Source organism: Streptomyces aurantiacus JA 4570, assembly GCF_000414115.1.
Taxonomy (GTDB): Bacteria; Actinomycetota; Actinomycetes; order Streptomycetales; family Streptomycetaceae; genus Streptomyces; species Streptomyces aurantiacus_A.
Genome location: NZ_AOPZ01000333.1, coordinates 20,904 through 38,768, shown reverse-complemented (window position 1 = coordinate 38,768; position 17,865 = coordinate 20,904). Strand labels below are relative to the sequence as shown.

The window sequence follows — 17,865 nt, the reverse complement described above, 5'->3', positions numbered from 1 at the left end:
CCCTTACTCACTGCCCTGGGGCGCACGGCAACGCCCGTCGGAGCGGGCCGTCGCCCACGGGGGCAACTGCTCCCCGCTGCCGCTGTGGGCAGTCGTCCCGCAGGGGTGGGCACAGCCCCCGGCCGACGGCGCCGCCAACTGCGACCTCGTCCCCGTCCCAGGGCCACCCGCACGTCAGGCGCACCCCGCCAAGGGGCCCGGCGGCGCCCCAGCCCCAGGGGCACCCACCCGCCCGGGGTCACCCCACCCCGCCAAGTCCCGGCGACAGCCGATACGCGTCGAGGGCCAACGTCATCTCGATCAGATCCCGAGGCCGCGCCAGTGACCGCGACGTGAGCTGCTCCAACCGCCGCAGCCGGTTGAAGACGGTGTTCCGGTGGCAGTACAGCCGCCCCGCGGCCCGCCCCGCCGACCCCTCGCAGTCCAGCCACGCGTCCAGCGTCTCCAGGAGCACCGCCCGATCCCCGGGCTCCAGGGCCAGCAACGCCCCGAACACGTCCGCCACCAGGCGCCCCGCCAGCTCCGGCTGGCCCACCACGAGAGCCGTCGGCATCCGCCGGTCGAACCGCACCACACCCCCGGCATCCGCCGGACACGTCCGCAGCGCCAGCTCCGCGAGCCGCCGCGCCTGCCCCAGCTCGGCCAGGCCGTCCACGACGGGACTGACCCCACCGGCCCCCGGCCCCGCCCCCACCCCGAGCCGGTCAAGGAGCGCCACGAGCCCGTCGAGCCCCGCCTCCGCCCCGAGCGCCACCACCCCCACCTCGCAGTCCGTCCGCATCCGCCACACGAACCGGAACCCCGCCTCCTGCACCCGCCGGTGCGGCGCGTCCCGCTCGCCGCGCCGCTCCACCCGCAGCACCACCACCGCGTACGGCCCCCGCTCCGGCAGATCGAGCCCCGCCGCCGCCCGCGCCGCGAGCCCCGGCGCGCTCTGCCCCTCAAGGAGCGCGTCGAGCAGCGCCTGCGCCCGCTCGTCGGTGCGCCGCCGCAGCTCCAGCTCCGTCTCGCGGTAGGCGTCCGACGCCGTCACCGCCTGCGCGTCCACCGCCGACCACACCAGCGTCGCCGACCGCATCAGCGCGGCGAGCCGCTCCGGATCGCCGCCCGACGCCCCTTCGAGCAGCGCGTCCCACACCAGATAGCCCGCGTTCCGGTACGAGTGCACCAACAGGTCCAGCGGCAGCCCCTGCCCGGCCCGTCGCCGCCCGGAATCCCGCGCGTACTCCAGGTCGCGGCGCGGCGACTCGCGCGGCGCCGTGATCGTCTCGATGCCGATCCGGATCGCCTCCTCCGCCTCCCGCCAGTGCTGGTCGTACGGCAGCACCCGGTCGTACGCGGGGGAGTGCTCGGCGAGTTGGCGCAGATGCTCGTCGACCAGCTCCGGAATCCGCGGCAGCAGCGCCACGCACGCCTCCCTGAGCAGTTTCCAGTCGTGTCCGGTACGTCGTGTGCGCCCGCCCATGCCCCGCCTCCCCCGCTCGTCGCCGTGAGCCGCGTGCCTGGTGCGGAGGATGCCACCGGCCGCCCATCACGGCAGCACCCCGGCGCGCGGTCCTGTGCCGGTGCACAACGCCCGGCCGCCCCCGCTGGGCCCCGGCAGCGTTTCGCCCGCCGCCCGTGGACGCCCGCCCCGCACGGTGCTGAAGTGAACGCCACGCCGCGGAAGGAGGTGCGAAATGGCCGATTCCGACCACCACGCCGACCAGAGTCCCCACGCCGACCGGACCCACCAGGCCCTCTCCGTCCGCGACGCCTGCGTCGGCTACGGCCCCGTCCGCGCCCTGCGGCACGTCACCCTCGACGTGCCCGAAGGCGCCGTCGTCGCCGTGCTCGGCGGCAACGGCGCCGGCAAGTCCACGCTGCTGCGCGCCCTGTCCCGCACCCTCTCCTTCCACGGCGGAGCCCTGACCTCCGGCACCATCCGCTTCGCGGGCCGCCGCGTCGACGGGCTCAGACCTGAGCGCGTCGTGGCCGCCGGGATCTCCCAAGTACCCGAGGGCAGGCGGGTGTTCGCCCGGATGACGGTCGCCGACAACCTGCGCGCCGGCGCCCTCGGCTCCACCGGCTCCCGCGCCGCCAAGGCCGGCGCCCTCGCCCGCGTCCACGAACTGTTCCCCGTCCTCGCCGACCGCGCGGGCCAGCGCGCGGGGCTGCTCTCCGGCGGCGAACAGCAGATGCTCGCCGTCGCCCGCGCCCTGATGGCCGCACCCCGGCTGCTCCTGCTCGACGAGCCGTCCCTGGGCCTCGCCCCGCTGATGGCCGCCCGCATCGCCGACACGATCCGCGAGATCAACGCCCAGGGCACCTCGGTCCTCCTCGTCGAGCAGAACGCCGCCCTCGCGCTGCGCCTTGCCTCGTACGCGTACGTCCTCGACGTCGGCGAAGTCGCCCTGGAGGGCCCCGCGGCCGAACTCGCCGCGTCCGACGAGGTGCGCCGCCGCTACCTCGGCGTGGTCGACGAGACCGCGGCCGCCGACGCGACCCGCGCCCTCGACACCCCGCCGAGCCTGCGCCGCTGGGAGGCCGACCGATGATTCCGCCCCCCGAGGACGACGGCACGCCACGACCCGCACCCCACGACGACACCCGACCACCCGCGTCCGGCGACGTACCGCCCCTGACGATCCGCGACCTCACCGTCCGCTTCGCCGGTCTCACCGCCCTCGACGCGGTCTCCCTCACCGTCGAACCCGGCACCGTGCACGCCGTCATCGGGCCCAACGGCGCGGGCAAGTCCACCTGCTTCAACGTCCTGTCCGGCGTCTACCGCGCCACCTCCGGCAGCGTCCGCTTCGGCCCCCACGAACTCACCGGCATGCGCCCGCACCGCATCGCGGAACTCGGCGTCGCCCGCATCTTCCAGAACCTCGCCCTGCCGCCCCGCGCCACCGTCGCCGACAGCCTGCTCCTGGGCCGCCACCGGCTCACCCGGGCCGGTTTCCTCGGCGCGGGCCTGCGGCTGCCGTCGGCCGCCCGCGAGGACCGGGTCCACCGCGAACGCGTCCGCGAGATCGCCGCGTTCGTCGGCATCGAGGACCAACTCGGCCTGCCCGCGGGCGCCCTGCCGTACGGACAGCGGAAACTCGCCGAACTGGCCCGCGCCCTGTGCATGGAGCCCCGCCTGCTGCTCCTCGACGAGCCCGTCGCCGGGATGACCGCAGCGGAACGGCGCCGCACCGCCGCCGTCATCGCGGGCGTCCGCGAGGGCCTCGGCATCTCGATCGTCCTGGTCGAACACGACATGGGGGTGGTGATGCGGCTCGCCGACACGGTGACCGTGCTGGACTTCGGGCGCCGCATCGCGAGCGGCACCCCCGGCGACGTACAGAACGACCCCGCCGTCGTCCGCGCCTACCTGGGGCAGGAGGCCGCCGGAGCATGAGCACCTTCGCCGAACTCCTCCTCAACGGCCTCTCGATGGGCTCCGTCTACGCCCTCATCGCGCTCGGCTTCGTCGTCATCTTCCGCGCCACCGAAGTCGTGAACTTCGCCCACGCCTCCCTGCTCCTCGCGGGCGGCTACCTCACCGCCTCCCTCCACGACGACCTGGGCTTCTGGCCCGCCCTCGCCGTCGGCGTCGCGGGCGCCGCCGTCGTCGGCGCGGCCGTGGAGTTCTGCGTCATGCGGCGCTACCGCGGCCAGGACCACAGCGTCCTCGCCATCGTCACCATCGGCGTCGACATCCTGCTCACCACCGAACTCACCCGCCGCCTCGGCACGGACGTGCTGCCGCTCGGGGACCCGTGGGGCGACTCCGTCCTCACCGTCGGCTCCGTGTCCATCGCCCACACCCGCGTCGCCGCGTTCGTCACCGCCGCGCTGCTCATCGGCTTGTTCCTGGCCGCGTTCCGCTACACCTCGTGGGGCGTCGCCATGCGGGCCGCCGCCGAGAGCCCCGAGACGGCCGCGCTGATGGGCGTGCGCCTGGGCCGCGTGTCCCTCGGCGCATGGGCCGTCGCGGGCGCCCTCGCCGCCGTCGCCGCGCTGTTCCTCACCGTCTTCCCGACCCCGGGCCTGGAGCGCGCCACGTCCCTCGCCGCCCTCAAGGCGTTCCCGGCGGCGATCCTCGGCGGCCTCGACTCCACCACCGGCGCGCTCGTCGGCGGACTCGTCGTCGGCGTCACCGAGTCCCTCGCCACCGGCTACCAGAGCGACCTCACCTTCCTCGGCCGCGGCCTCGGCGACCTCGCCCCCTACCTCGTGATGACCGCGATCCTGCTCATCCGGCCCGCCGGACTCTTCGGCACCAAGGAGCTCGCCCGTGTCTGAGGTCCCCGTGTCCGAGGCCCGTACCTCCTCCGGCCGCCGCTCCCTGAAGCGTCCTCCCGGGCAGACGGCGCGTACGTTCCTCAAGCGCCCCCGCGCGTACGCCTGGGCGGCCGGAAGCGTCCTGCTGCTCGCCCTGCCCTTCTACCTGGACCGGTTCTGGCTCCAGGCGGGCCTGTTCGCGATGGCCGCCGCGATCGGCGCCATCGGCATCAACCTCCTCACGGGCGCCACCGGCCAGCTCTCCATGGGGCACGCCTTCTTCCTCGCCGTGGGCGCGTACGGCTACTGCGTGTTCGCCGGTGAGGGCGACGGGCTCACCGGGCTCGGCCTGCCCACCTGGCTCGCCGCCGTCCTCGCCGTGCTGCTCGCGGGCGTCGCCGGGGGCCTGTTCAGCCCCATCGCGGGCCGCCTGCGCGGCGCCTACCTCGGCATCGCCACGCTCGCGCTGATCTTCATCGGGCAGCACGTCCTGTTCAACGCCGGTGACCTGACGGGCGGCTCCAACGGCCGCGCCGTGCCGCCCCTGAGCGTCTTCGGGCTCACCTTCGACGACCGCGAAGCCGTCGTCGCCGCCGTGCCCTTCGGCTCCGCCGAGAAGCTCTGGTACGCGGGCCTCGTGCTGCTCCTCGGCTGCGGGCTCTTCGCCCGCGGGGTGCTGCGCGGGCGGCCCGGCCGCGCCCTCAACGCCATCCGTGACCACCGCGTCGCCGCCGGCGTCCTCGGCGTGCCCGTCGCCCGCTACCGGGCCGGTGTGTTCGTCCTGTCGTCGATGTACGCCGGGCTCGCGGGTGTCCTGCTCGCCCTGGTCTTCCAGCGCACCGTGCCCGACTACTTCGGCATGACGCTGTCCCTGGAGTACCTCGCCATGATCGTCATCGGCGGGCTCGGCTCCGTCGCGGGCGCGGTCGCTGGCGCCGTCCTCGTCTCGCTCCTGCCCCAGCTGCTCACCCGCTACAGCGAGGCGCTGCCCCTGGTCTCCGCGCCCGGCACCGGCGGCATCGCACCGGGGGAGGCGTCCCGGTACCTGTACGGCGCCGCCGTCGTCGCGGTGGTGCTCTTCCTGCCCGGCGGCCTCATCAGCGTCGCCGCCCGGCGCCCACGGTCCACCCCAGGGGAGGAAGCATGACTCCAATGACCCGCGCCACGGCCGTCGTCACCGCGCTCGCCGCGGCCCTTGCGCTCACCGCCTGCAGCTCCAAGGCCAAGTCCGACAACGACAGCGACAACGGGGGAGGCGACGCCAAGGGCGTGAAGACGGGCGACGGCATCTCCGGCAGGACCATCACCCTCGGCGTCCTCACCGACATGACCGGCGTCTACGCCACCCTCGGCAAGAGCGTCACCCAGGCCCAGCAGCTCTACGTCAAGCAGGTCAACGCCGCCGGCGGCATCTGCGGCTACCGCCTGAAGCTCCAGGTCCGCGACCACGGCTACGACCCGCAGAAGGCCGTCGCCGCGTACACCGAACTGGAACCGGACGTCCTCGGCTACGCCCAGTTCATCGGCTCCCCGTTCGTGGCCGCGGTCAAGGACCGCGTCGACGGCCAGGACAAGGGCCTGGTGCTGCCGCAGGCATGGTCGGCGAACCTCCTCGGCAGCCCCTACGTACGCGTCATCGGATCGACGTACGACATCGAGACCATCAACGCCATCGACTTCCTGATGAAGGAGAAGGGCCTGAAGAAGGGCGACAAGCTCGGCCATGTCTACTTCGAGGGCGACTACGGGGAGAACGCGCTCAAGGGCTCGCGGCACATGGCGGAGAAGTCCGGCCTGAGCGTCGTCGAGCAGAAGATCAAGCCCACCGACAACGACATGACGGCGCAGGTCGCCGCCCTGAAGAAGGCCGGCGCCGACGCCGTCGTGATCAGTGCGGGCCCCCGGCAGGCCGCCTCCCTGGTGGGCGTCGCCGCCGCCACGAAGCTCGACGTGCCGATCATCGGCAACAACTCGGCGTTCGCCCCGCAGCTCCTCGGCACGCAGGCGGGCCCCGCCCTGACGAAGAACTACTACGTCGCCTCGCCCACCCTGCCCATCGGCGCCGCCACGCCCGCCGCGAAGAAGCTGGTCGCCGACTACCGCGAGGCCCACCCCAAGGACGCCCTCGACAACGGCGTCGTCGCCGGCTGGACGGCCGCCTCGGTCTTCGGCGAGGCCCTGAAGAAGGCGTGCGCCGCCAAGGACCTCACCCGCGAGGGCGTCGACAAGGCCCTGCTGACCATCGACGCGTACGACGCGGGCTTCGGCGCCCGCCAGAACTTCACGGACCCCAAGGCCCCCTCCTCCAAGGAGAGCGCCATCCTGAAGCCCGACAAGTCGGCGACGGGCGGCATGACGGTGGCCCGGGAGCCGGGTGCCTCGTCGGCGGCCGAGGCGTACACCCCGGGAGGCTGAGGGCGCCCACCGCCCTGCCCACACGCCAAAGGGGGCCTGGACCGATCCGGTCCAGGCCCCCTCAGGCACCGTTCAAGCGCCGCTACGGCAACTGCGTCGCCCGCGCCTCGCGCCGGTTGTCCCGGAAGTTGTTCACCCGGCGAGCCGTGGCGAACAGCGGGATCACCGCGCCGAGCACCAGCTGCAGCGCGCAGCCGGTCTGGAGCAGCAGCTGGCCACCGGGGGCGTCGAAGGCCCAGGCGGCGAGCAGCCCCATCGCGGCGACGATCCAGGCGAGCATGGCCACCGCGAGCGGTCCGCGCGGCTTGGGGTACTCGACCCGGCTCACCATCAGCCAGGCGGTGCCGATGATGGCGAGGAGCGTGGCCACGAAGGGCAGCTCCAGGAGCACGATCGAGACCACGGTCAGGGCGCCGAACGGCGACGGCATGCCCTGGAACACCCCGTCACGCAGGGTCACGCAGGAGAATCTCGCAAGCCGCAGCACCACCGCCAGCAGCACCACGATCGCGCCGACCGCCGCCACCCGCTGATGCGCGCCCTCACCGACCACGCCGTACACGAGCACGAAGTACGCCGGGGCCAGACCGAAGCTGATCAGGTCGGAGAGGTTGTCCAGCTCCGCGCCCATCGGCGACGACCGCAGCTTGCGGGCCACGAGGCCGTCGAAGAGGTCGAAGACCGCGGCGCACAGCATCAGGATCACGGCCGTGGCGGCGCTGTTGCGCGCCATGCCCGACTGGTCACCCGTGAGGTGCGGGATGAGGATGCCGGTGGTGGTGAAGTACACCGCCATGAAGCCGCACGTGGCGTTGCCCAGCGTGAGCGTGTCCGCTATCGACAGGCGCAGTGAGAGCGGCATGTCCTCGTCGGACCCGTCCACCGCGGAGTCGACTGCCTCGGGCACCCAGCCCGCCGGTGTCTCCGAATCAGTCACGGTCAATGCGAGTCACCCCAGCCACGGTCTTCTGCCCCACCTCGACGTCCACCTCGACACCCTCCGGCAGGTAGATGTCGACGCGCGAGCCGAAGCGGATCAGGCCGATGCGCTCGCCCTGCTCCACCTTCGTGCCCTGCGGCACGTACGGCACGATGCGCCGGGCGACGGCGCCCGCGATCTGGATCATCTCGATGTCGCCGAGCTCGGTGTCGAAGTGCCAGACAACGCGCTCGTTGTTCTCGCTCTCCTTGTTGAACGCCGGGACGAAACCGCCCGGGATGTGCTCGACGGACGTCACCGTGCCGGCCAGCGGCGCGCGGTTGACGTGGACGTTCAGAGGGCTCATGAAGATCGCGACGCGGGTGCGCCCGTCCTTCCACGGCATGATGCTCTGTACAACACCGTCGGCGGGCGAGATGACCCGGCCCCGGGTGATCTCGCGCTCGGGGTCGCGGAAGAACCACAGCATGCCCGCCGCGAGCGCGGTGGTGGGCACGGCGATCGCGGCCGCGCCCTTGGAGCGGCGCGACCTGGCCAGGCTGAGTGCCGCGGTGGCGACGGTCGGCAGGAGCCACGGCGATGCTCCGCGCGCGAGGCGTCCACCAAGGAAGCTGACGCGAGGTGCAGAGGTTTGGCTGTGGGGCATGGATGACCTTCGTAGCGGATGATGCCGCACTGCATACGGGGGGACGGCGGCTTTCCCGGGATCGTATCGGTTGCGAGCCACAACTGGGCAAGCCAGGAAGCCGAGTCGGCCGCCGGAGCGTGCTGACTGGGTGTGATCTTCTTCTCGAATAAATCTCGAAGGAATCACCCCAAGTCGGACATTCAGCCCTGGAATCGATACTCTTCGAGGAGTCGTCGGCCAATGATCATTTTCTGGATCTCGGCGGTTCCTTCACCGATCAACAGCATCGGCGCCTCGCGGTAGAGGCGCTCGATCTCATACTCCTTCGAGAAGCCGTACCCGCCGTGAATTCTGAACGCGTCCTCCACGACTTCCTTGCAGTATTCGGATGCCAGATACTTCGCCATCCCTGCTTCGAGGTCGTTTCGCTCCCCGGAGTCCTTTTTGCGTGCTGCGTTCACCATCATCGCATGGGCGGCCTCGACCTTGGTAGCCATCTCGGCAAGCTTGAACTGAATTGCCTGGTGCTGGGCGATCGGCTTGCCGAAAGTGTGGCGTTGCTGGGCATACGAGACGCCCAATTCGAAGGCACGCTGCGCGACGCCGCAACCACGCGCCGCGACATTCACGCGGCCGACCTCGACGCCGTCCATCATTTGGTAAAACCCTCGGCCGGTGGCCCCGCCGAGCACGCGATTGGCCGGAATGCGCAGGCCATCCATGATCAGTTCGGTGGTGTCGACACCCTTGTAACCCATCTTGTCGATCTTCCCGGGGATGGTCAGGCCCGGACGCACCTCGCCGAAGCCCGGCTCCTTCTCCACCAGGAACGTCGTCATCGACTTGTGCGGGGCCGTGCCCTCGGGGTGTCCTTCGTCACTTCTGACGAGCACGGCGACCAGCGTTGACGAGCCCCCGTTCGTCAGCCACATCTTCTGGCCGTTGAGGACGTACTCCTCGCCGTCCTTGACCGCCTTCGACGTGATCGCCGACACGTCCGAGCCGAGACCCGGCTCCGACATCGAGAACGCGCCCCGCACCTCACCCGTCGCCATGCGCGGCAGGAAGTGGTCCTTCTGCTCCTGCGTGCCGTGCTGCTTGAGCATGTACGCCACGATGAAGTGGGTGTTGATGATGCCGGACACCGACATCCAGCCGCGCGCGATCTCCTCCACGCACAGTGCGTACGTCAACAGCGACTCGCCCAGACCCCCGTACTCCTCCGGGATCATCAGGCCGAACAGGCCCAACTCCTTGAGGCCGTCGACGATCGCTTGCGGGTACTCGTCGCGGTGCTCCAGTTCGGTCGCGACCGGGAGGATCTCCTTGTCGACGAAGTCCCTGACGGTGGACAGGATTTCCCGCTGGATGTCGGTCAGACCGGCGGTCTGCGCGAGTCGCGTCATGGCTACTTCTCCGTCTTCTTCGCCGCGGGCGCGGGCGTCTTCTCCGTGGCTGCGGTCGGCTCCGGGCGGCCGGGCTGCTCGCCGCCGCGCTCCTTGATGTACGTCTCCGTGGGCACCATCACCTTGCGGCGGAACACGCAGACCAGCGTGCCGTCCTGCTTGTAGCCCCTGGTCTCCACGTGGACGATCCCGCGGTCCGACTTGGACCTCGACGGCGTCTTGTCCAGGACCGTCGTCTCGCCGTAGATCGTGTCGCCGTGGAACGTCGGCGCCACGTGCTTGAGCGACTCGACCTCCAGGTTCGCGATCGCCTTGCCCGACACGTCCGGCACCGACATGCCAAGGAGCAGCGAGTAGATGTAGTTCCCGACGACGACGTTCTTCCCGAAGTCCGTCGTCTGCTCCGCGTAGTTGCTGTCCATGTGCAGCGGGTGATGATTCATGGTGAGCAGACAGAAGAGGTGGTCGTCGTACTCGGTGACCGTCTTGCCGGGCCAGTGCTTGTACACGGCGCCGACCTCGAACTCCTCATAGGTGCGGCCGAATTGCATGATCCCTACGCCTCCGGAGCCTCGAACTTGCTGGTGCGCCGCATGCCGGCCGCACGGCCCTTCCCGGAGATGACGAGCGCCATCTTCCGGCTCGCCTCGTCGATCATCTCGTCGCCGAGCATCGCCGAGCCCTTCTTGCCGCCCGCCTCGGACGTGTAGTACTCGTACGCGTCCAGGATCAGCTCGGCGTGGTCGTAGTCCTCCTGCGAGGGCGAGAACACCTCGTTGGCGGCCTCCACCTGCCCCGGGTGCAGCACCCACTTGCCGTCGAAGCCGAGCGCGGCCGCGCGGCCCGCCACCTCGCGGTAGCCGTCGACGTTCTTGATCTGGAGGTACGGGCCGTCGATCGCCTGGAGGTCGTGCGTGCGGGCCGCCATCAGGATGCGCATCAGGATGTAGTGGTACGCGTCCGCCGGGTAGCCGGGCGGCTGCTCGCCCACGACGAGCGACTTCATGTTGATCGACGCCATGAAGTCGGCCGGGCCGAAGATGATCGTCTCAATACGTGACGAGGCGGCGGCGATCTCGTCAACATTGACAAGACCCTTGGCGTTCTCGATCTGCGCCTCAATGCCGATCCTGCCGACCTCGAAGCCCATCGTCTTCTCGATCTGCGTGAGCAGCAGGTCGAGGGCCACCACCTGCTGGGCGTCCTGGACCTTCGGCAGCATGATGCAGTCAAGATTGGGGCCCGCGCCCTCGACCACCGTCACGACGTCGCGGTACGTCCACTCGGTCGTCCAGTCATTGACGCGCACGACCCGTGTCTTGCCCGTCCAGTCGCCCTCGTTGAGGAACTTGACGATCGTGTGCCGCGCCTCCGGCTTGGCGAGCGGCGCGCACGCGTCCTCCAGGTCCAGGAACACCTGGTCGGCGGGCAGGCCCTGGGCCTTCTCCAGGAAGCGCGGGTTCGAGCCGGGGACGGCCAGGCAGGAGCGGCGCGGGCGGAGCCGGTTCACGCCGCCGGACTGCGGCAGGGGCTGGGTCATGCGGGGACCTCCAGAGGGTCGAGGTGGTTCGCTTTCCGGATCTCGTCGACGATACGGCCGATGATCTCCGTGATGCCGAAGTCCTTGGGGGTGAAGACGGCGGCCACACCCGCCGCCTTCAGGTCCTCGGCGTCGCCGTTGGGAATGATGCCGCCCGCGATCACGGGAATGTCGTGCGCGCCCGCGGTGCGCAGCCGCACCAGGACGTCCGGCACGAGCTGCGCGTGCGAGCCGGAGAGGATCGACAGGCCCACGGCGTGCACGTCCTCCGCGAGCGCCGCGTCCACGATCTGCTCGGGCGTGAGCCGGATGCCCTGGTAGACGACCTCGAACCCGGCGTCACGCGCGCGCACGGCGATCTGCTCGGCACCGTTGGAGTGCCCGTCGAGCCCCGGCTTGCCGACGAGGAAGCGCAGCTTGCCGGTGCCGAGATCCGCGGCGGTCTTCTCGACCTTCTCGCGGACCAGCGCGAGCGGCGTGCCCGCCTCGGCCGTGACGGCCACCGGCGCCCCCGAGACGCCCGTGGGCGCCCGGAACTCGCCGAAGACCTCCCGCAGCGCGCCCGCCCACTCCCCGGTCGTCACACCGGCGCGCGCGCACTCCAGGGTGGCCTCCATCAGGTTGCCGGTGCCGGCCGCGACCTCCTTCAGCCGGTCGAGCGCCTGGTGGACCGTCGGGAAGTGGAACGGGTCGCCCAGGCCCTGCCGGTCCGAGGACTCCTGACGGGTGGTGCGCCACATGCCGATGGCCTCCACCACGCCCGCCTCGACCTCGGGGTCGACCGTCATGATCGCGGTGTCCAGGTCGGCGGTGAGCGGGTTCGGCTCCGTCGTCTCGAAGACGTTCACACCGATGATCTTGTCCTCGCCCGCCTCGATGCGCGCCCGGCGCTCCGCGTGCGAGGACACGAGCTGCGCCTTGAGATAGCCCGACTCGACGGCGGCCATCGCGCCGCCCATCTGCTCGATGCGGTCCATCTCCTCCAGGGACTCCTCGACGAGGGCCTCGACCTTGGCCTCGATCACATGGGAACCCGCGAAGATGTCCTCGTACTCCAGGAGGTCGCTCTCGTGCGCGAGGACCTGCTGGATGCGCAGCGACCACTGCTGGTCCCAGGGGCGCGGCAGGCCGAGCGCCTCGTTCCACGCGGGCAGCTGCACGGCACGCGCGCGTGCGTCCTTCGACAGCGTGACGGCGAGCATCTCCAGGACGATGCGCTGGACGTTGTTCTCCGGCTGCGCCTCGGTCAGGCCGAGCGAGTTGACCTGCACGCCGTAGCGGAAGCGGCGCTGCTTGGCGTCCGTGATGCCGTACCGCTGGCGCGCGACGCGGTCCCAGATGCGCCCGAAGGCCCGCATCTTGCACATCTCCTCGATGAACCGCACCCCGGCGTTCACGAAGAAGGAGATCCGCGCGACGACGTCGCCGAACTTCTCCTCGGGCACCTGCCCGGAGTCACGCACCGCGTCGAGCACCGCGATCGCCGTGCTCATCGCGTACGCGATCTCCTGCACCGGCGTGGCCCCGGCCTCCTGCAGGTGGTAGCTGCAGATGTTGATCGGGTTCCACTTCGGGATGTGCGCCACCGTGTACGTGATCATGTCGGTGGTCAGCCGCAGGCTCGGCCCCGGCGGGAACACGTGGGTGCCGCGCGACAGGTACTCCTTGACGATGTCGTTCTGCGTCGTCCCCTGGAGCTTGCCGATGTCGGCGCCCTGCTCCTCGGCGACGACCTGATAGAGCGCGAGCAGCCACATGGCGGTCGCGTTGATCGTCATGGAGGTGTTCATCTGCTCCAGGGGGATGTCCTGGAACAGCCGCCGCATGTCTCCGAGATGGGACACCGGGACGCCGACCCGGCCCACCTCCCCGCGCGCGAGGATGTGGTCCGGGTCGTACCCGGTCTGCGTCGGCAGGTCGAACGCGACCGACAGACCGGTCTGGCCCTTGGCGAGATTGCGGCGGTAGAGCTCGTTGGACGCCTCGGCCGTGGAGTGACCGGCATAGGTGCGCATCAGCCACGGCCGGTCCTTCTGACGCTCAGTCATGAACGGTGCCCCGCCCCTCAGATGTCGCGGAAGCGGTTGATGGCGTCGAGGTGCCGGGCCCGCGTCTCCTGGTCGCGCACGCCGAGCCCTTCCTCGGGGGCGAGCGCGAGGACGCCGACCTTGCCCTGGTGGAGGTTGCGGTGCACGTCGTAGGCGGCCTGCCCGGTGTCCTCCAGCGAGTACACCTTGGAGAGCGTCGGGTGGATCTTGCCCTTGGCGATCAGCCGGTTGGCCTCCCACGCCTCCCGGTAGTTGGCGAAGTGCGAGCCGATGATGCGCTTCAGGGACATCCACAGGTAGCGGTTGTCGTACTCGTGCATATAGCCCGAGGTCGAGGCGCAGGTGGTGATGGTGCCGCCCTTGCGGGTGACGTACACGGAGGCGCCGAAGGTCTCGCGGCCGGGGTGTTCGAAGACGATGTCGATGTCCTCGCCGCCGGTGAGCTCGCGGATGCGCTTGCCGAAGCGCTTCCACTCCTTGGGGTCCTGGGTGCGCTCGTCCTTCCAGAACTTGTAGTCCTCGGCGTTGCGGTCGATGATCGCCTCGGCGCCCATGGCACGGCAGATCTCGGCCTTCTGCGGGCTGCTCACCACGCAGATGGGGTTGGCGCCCCCGGCGAGCGCGAACTGCGTGGCGTACGACCCGAGTCCGCCGCTGGCGCCCCAGATCAGCACGTTGTCGCCCTGCTTCATGCCGGCGCCGTTGCGCGAGACGAGCTGCCGGTACGCGGTGGAGTTCACCAGCCCAGGGGCCGCCGCCTCCTCCCAGCTCAGGTGGTCCGGCTTGGGCATGAGCTGGTTGGACTTCACGAGCGCGATCTCCGCGAGCCCGCCGAAGTTGGTCTCGAAGCCCCAGATGCGCTGCTCGGGGTCGAGCATCGTGTCGTTGTGGCCGTCGGAGGACTCCAGCTCCACGGACAGGCAGTGCGCGACGACCTCGTCGCCGGGGTGCCAGGCGTTCACACCGGGGCCGGTGCGCAGCACGACGCCGGCGAGGTCGGAGCCGATGATGTGGTACGGCAGGTCGTGACGCTTCGTCAGGTCGCTGAGCCTGCCGTACCGCTCCAGGAAGCCGAAGGTCGACATGGGCTCGAAGATCGACGTCCACACGGAGTTGTAGTTCACCGACGACGCCATGACGGCCACCAGGGCCTCGCCCGGGCCGAGTTCGGGCACCGGGACGTCGTCCAGGTGCAGCGACTTGCGCGGGTCCTTGTCCCGTGTGGCGAGACCGGCGAACAACTCCGTCTCGTCCTTGTGCACGGTCACCGCGCGGTACGACTCGGGCAGCGGCAGCGCGGCGAAGTCGGCGGCCGAGGTGTCCGGCGATTGGATCGCGTCCAGGATTTCCTGCATGGGGTGCCTCCGGCGAAGGGCACTACCGGCGGGTAGTGCTCTGAGGGGTACGTCGGGGTGGTGCTGGAAGGGGTGTGGTGCCGTCGGTTCGGCGGAGGTGGTGCTGTGGCGACGCCGTGGTGGGGCGTAGGAGGTGCCTGTGACGCAGGCGTCCGGGCGCGCTCGCCAGTGGCTCACGGGGACAGCCGGCGCCCGGAAGTTCTCCGGTGCCGGCCGCCCGGACAACATCAACGTATGACACCGCGTGCCAGTCGGCAAGACACTCAGTGCCAACAATTTCTCTCAGTTGTCAGCAGGGGCCTTCATCTGAGCGATGATCGATCACCGCAGGTCAGAGCCGTGCAGGGGCACACAAAAGCCGGACGGGCAAGAAATAGCCCGTCCGGCGTTTGAGGACGAGGCCCGAACCCGTCCGGCGTTTGAGGACGAGGCCCGAAGGGCCGAAGAAGGGGGAAAGGGGCGGAGCCCCATCAGGAGCGGGTGCGCAGCGCCTTCTCGATGGTCCGCATGACCTCATCGAGGGGGGCGTCGGTGCGCGCGACGGTAACCAGCACCTCACCGCCATCGGAGATGGCCGACGCCCCCGAAGGGGGCGTGTCCCGCCCCGCGGGAATCCCCGTCCCGAACGTCCGCCGCACGATCCCGAAGGCGTGGTCCAGCTGCCCCTCCACGTCCCCCTGGCCCCCGGCCCGCAGCCAGCGCCGCAGGACGTGGTTGTGGGCGGTGACGACGGCGGACGCGGCGACCTCCGCGAGCAGCGGATCGTCGTTGCCGTGATGGTGCGCATGCTCGTCGAAGTGCCCGAGCAGATAGCGCGTGAACAGCCGCTCGTACCGCGCCACGGACGCGATCTCGCGCTCGCGCAGCGTCGGCACCTCGCGCGTCAGCCGGTACCGCTCCACGGAGACGGCGGGCGACGCGGCGTACATCTTCATGACTTCCTTGATCCCGCGGCACACGGTGTCCAGCGGGTGCTCGTGTGCGGGTGCCGCGTTGAGCACGGCCTCCGCGCGGATCAAGGTGTCGTCGTGGTCGGGGAAGATCGCCTCTTCCTTGGAGCGGAAGTGGCGGAAGAAGGTCCGGCGGGCCACTCCGGCCTGGGCGGCGATCTCGTCGACCGTCGTGGCCTCGTACCCCTTGGACGCGAACAGTTCCATGGCGGCGGCCGCCAGCTCGCGGCGCATCTTGAGCCGTTGGGCGGCGGCGCGGCTGCCCGCGGCGCTCTCCGGAGCGTCGGGCGTAGCTGTCGTACGTGTGGACTTGGCGGCCTTGGACATGCCCCGAACGTACTGCATGTGCGCAGCTGAGTGCGCCTGCGGGACGGGGCTGCCCGACGGTTCGAGCAGCCCGCCCCAGTCCGCGCGCTCGGCGCGCACCGCTTCGTGTGCTCTGGCTCCGGGGTCCGCGCGCCGGTCAGCGCCGGGCATATTCGCGGAAACCACGGCCCGTCTTGCGGCCGAGGCAGCCCGCGGCCACCAGATGCTCCAGGAGGGGTGCGGGGGCGAGGCCCGGCTCGCGGAACTCGCGGTGCAGCACCCTCTCGATGGCCAGCGAGACGTCCAGGCCGACGACGTCCAGGAGCTCGAAGGGCCCCATGGGGTAGCCGCCGCCCAGCTTCATGGCGGCGTCGATGTCGTCAAGAGACGCATAGTGTTCCTGGACCATCTTGATCGCGTTGTTGAGGTACGGGAAGAGCAGCGCGTTCACGATGAAACCGGCCCGGTCGCCGCAGTCCACCGGGTGCTTCTTGATCGACGCGCACACCTCGCGGGCCGTGGCGTGCACGTCGTCCTCGGTCAGGACGGTGCGCACGACCTCGACGAGCTTCATGGCCGGCGCCGGGTTGAAGAAGTGCAGGCCGATCACGTCGCCGGGGCGGGATGTGGCGCGGGCGCAGGCGACGACCGGCAGCGAGGACGTGGTGGTGGCGAGGACCGCGCCCGGCTTGCAGACCTTGTCGAGCGTCGCGAACAGCTGCCGCTTGACCTCCAGGTCCTCGGCGACCGCCTCCAGGGCGAGATCGACGTCGGCGAACGCGTCGTACGTCCCGCTGGGAGTGATGCGGTCCAGGGTCTTCGCCGCCGCCTCCGACGTCATCCGCCCCTTGTCGACGGAGCGCGAAAGCGACTTGGCGATACGGGACTTGGCGGTGGCGGCCTTCTCCTCGCTGCGGGCCGCGAGCACCACGTCGTACCCCGCCTTCGCGAAGACCTCCGCGATCCCGGACGCCATGGTCCCGGAACCGGCCACTCCGACGGCACGCACCTCACGTCCGCGCGCCTGCCGCGTGCCCTCCAGCGGCGTCGCGGCGTCCCGCACCACCTCGTCGCTCCCGGACGCGGCGTACGTGTAGAAGCCGCGGCCCGACTTGCGTCCCGTCAGTCCCGCCTCACTGAGCTGCTTGAGGATCGGGGCGGGGGCGTGCAGCCGGTCCTGCGACTCGGCGTACATGGCGTCGAGGACGGTGCGGGCGGTGTCGACGCCGATCAGGTCGAGCAGCGCGAGCGGCCCCATCGGCAGTCCGCAGCCGAGCCGCATCGCGGCGTCGATGTCCTCGCGGCTCGCGTACTTGGCCTCGTACATCGCCGCGGCCTGGTTGAGATAGCCGAAGAGCAGCCCGTCGGCGACGAAACCGGGACGGTCGCCGACGGCGACGGGCTCCTTGCCGAGCGCGCAGGCCAGGTCGGTGACCGTCGCCACGGCGGCCGGCGCGGTGAGCACGGACGAGACCACCTCGACGAGCTTCATCGCGGGCGCCGGGTTGAAGAAGTGCAGCCCCAACACCCTCTCAGGGTGGGCCGATTCGGCGGCCAGCCGCGTCACCGACAGCGCGTTGGTGCCGGTGGCGAGGATCGTGTCGGGGCGGACGATGCCGTCGAGCTCACGGAAGATCTGCTGCTTGATCTCGTACGACTCCGGGGCGACCTCGATCACCAGGTCGGCGTCGGCCGCCGCCCGCAGGTCGGTGAAGGTGCGGAAGCGGCCCAGGGCGGCGTCGCGCTCGCTCTCGGAGAGCCGCTCGCGGCGCACGGCACGCGCGGTGGAGGCTTCGAGAGCGGCGACCGCGCGGGCGGCGGCCTGCTCGCTGATGTCGATGCCGACGACCTCGCGGCCCGCCCGGGTGAGGACTTCGGCGATGCCGGTGCCCATCGTGCCCAGACCGACGACGGCGACCGTGTTCAAGGGAGTGTCCATGCGTGGACTCCAGGAAGTGAGTGACGACTGAGAGGCACGCGCACGGCGCGTGGCGGGGGCGCACCGGCCACGGAGCACGCGTGCGCG

General features: G+C 70.8%; 15 protein-coding genes. 5 read left to right on the top strand and 10 right to left on the bottom strand.

The genetic code is table 11. The features are described from left to right. Positions 1–238 precede the first annotated feature (238 nt). A complete protein-coding gene (locus STRAU_RS28405) occupies positions 239–1,465 on the bottom strand; it encodes a PucR family transcriptional regulator (protein WP_016643857.1) in 1,227 nt (408 codons plus the stop codon). 214 nt (positions 1,466–1,679) lie between these two features. Between STRAU_RS28405 and STRAU_RS28400 the strand changes: the two genes are divergently transcribed. From STRAU_RS28400 to STRAU_RS28380, 5 genes are read left to right on the top strand one after another with little or no spacing between them, the layout of a single operon-like run. Further along, positions 1,680–2,537 carry an ABC transporter ATP-binding protein gene (locus STRAU_RS28400; RefSeq protein WP_016643856.1) on the top strand — a complete coding sequence of 286 codons (858 nt, stop codon included), beginning with the start codon at positions 1,680–1,682 and terminating at the stop codon, positions 2,535–2,537. Further along, complete coding sequence (locus STRAU_RS28395; protein WP_016643855.1) at positions 2,534–3,385, top strand: ABC transporter ATP-binding protein; 852 nt, start codon at positions 2,534–2,536, stop codon at positions 3,383–3,385. Before STRAU_RS28400 ends, STRAU_RS28395 begins: the two co-directional genes overlap by 4 nt. Beyond that, positions 3,382–4,272, top strand: coding sequence for a branched-chain amino acid ABC transporter permease (locus STRAU_RS28390; protein WP_016643854.1), 891 nt, complete (start codon positions 3,382–3,384; stop codon positions 4,270–4,272). Before STRAU_RS28395 ends, STRAU_RS28390 begins: the two co-directional genes overlap by 4 nt. Before the next feature lie 43 nt (positions 4,273–4,315). Beyond that, positions 4,316–5,398, top strand: coding sequence for a branched-chain amino acid ABC transporter permease (locus STRAU_RS28385; protein WP_052029323.1), 1,083 nt, complete (start codon positions 4,316–4,318; stop codon positions 5,396–5,398). A gap of 5 nt (positions 5,399–5,403) precedes the next feature. After that, entirely contained in the window at positions 5,404–6,666 is a 1,263-nt protein-coding gene (locus tag STRAU_RS28380; RefSeq protein ID WP_016643852.1) for an ABC transporter substrate-binding protein, read from the top strand. An 82-nt stretch (positions 6,667–6,748) separates the two neighbouring features. On the opposite strand, the gene pssA is transcribed toward STRAU_RS28380, so the two are convergent. From pssA to STRAU_RS28335, 9 genes are all read right to left on the bottom strand, one after another. Then, the gene (gene pssA / locus STRAU_RS28375) at positions 6,749–7,609 is read right to left on the bottom strand and encodes a CDP-diacylglycerol--serine O-phosphatidyltransferase (protein WP_016643851.1); all 861 of its coding nucleotides are present in this window, start codon (positions 7,607–7,609) and stop codon (positions 6,749–6,751) included. Then, a complete protein-coding gene (locus STRAU_RS28370) occupies positions 7,596–8,252 on the bottom strand; it encodes a phosphatidylserine decarboxylase (protein ID WP_078621543.1) in 657 nt (218 codons plus the stop codon). The genes pssA and STRAU_RS28370 overlap by 14 nt, the downstream gene beginning before the upstream one ends. Positions 8,253–8,434: 182 nt before the next feature. Continuing rightward, on the bottom strand, positions 8,435–9,640 hold the full coding sequence (locus STRAU_RS28365) for an acyl-CoA dehydrogenase family protein (protein ID WP_016643849.1): 1,206 nt from the start codon (positions 9,638–9,640) through the stop codon (positions 8,435–8,437). Positions 9,641–9,642: 2 nt separating this feature from the next. Further along, entirely contained in the window at positions 9,643–10,191 is a 549-nt protein-coding gene (locus STRAU_RS28360) for a MaoC family dehydratase (RefSeq protein ID WP_016643848.1), read from the bottom strand. A 5-nt stretch (positions 10,192–10,196) separates the two neighbouring features. Next, positions 10,197–11,180, bottom strand: a complete 984-nt coding sequence (locus STRAU_RS28355) for an HpcH/HpaI aldolase/citrate lyase family protein (protein WP_016643847.1) — start codon at positions 11,178–11,180, stop codon at positions 10,197–10,199. Next, on the bottom strand, positions 11,177–13,228 hold the full coding sequence (locus STRAU_RS28350; RefSeq protein WP_016643846.1) for a protein meaA: 2,052 nt from the start codon (positions 13,226–13,228) through the stop codon (positions 11,177–11,179). The genes STRAU_RS28355 and STRAU_RS28350 overlap by 4 nt, the downstream gene beginning before the upstream one ends. A 17-nt stretch (positions 13,229–13,245) precedes the next feature. After that, positions 13,246–14,583, bottom strand: coding sequence for a crotonyl-CoA carboxylase/reductase (ccrA, locus tag STRAU_RS28345; RefSeq protein ID WP_016643845.1), 1,338 nt, complete (start codon positions 14,581–14,583; stop codon positions 13,246–13,248). Positions 14,584–15,053: 470 nt separating this feature from the next. Then, positions 15,054–15,860, bottom strand: coding sequence for a TetR family transcriptional regulator (locus STRAU_RS28340; RefSeq protein WP_016643844.1), 807 nt, complete (start codon positions 15,858–15,860; stop codon positions 15,054–15,056). 136 nt (positions 15,861–15,996) lie between these two features. Then, positions 15,997–17,778, bottom strand: a complete 1,782-nt coding sequence (locus STRAU_RS28335) for a 3-hydroxyacyl-CoA dehydrogenase family protein (RefSeq protein WP_016643843.1) — start codon at positions 17,776–17,778, stop codon at positions 15,997–15,999. Positions 17,779–17,865 lie beyond the last annotated feature (87 nt).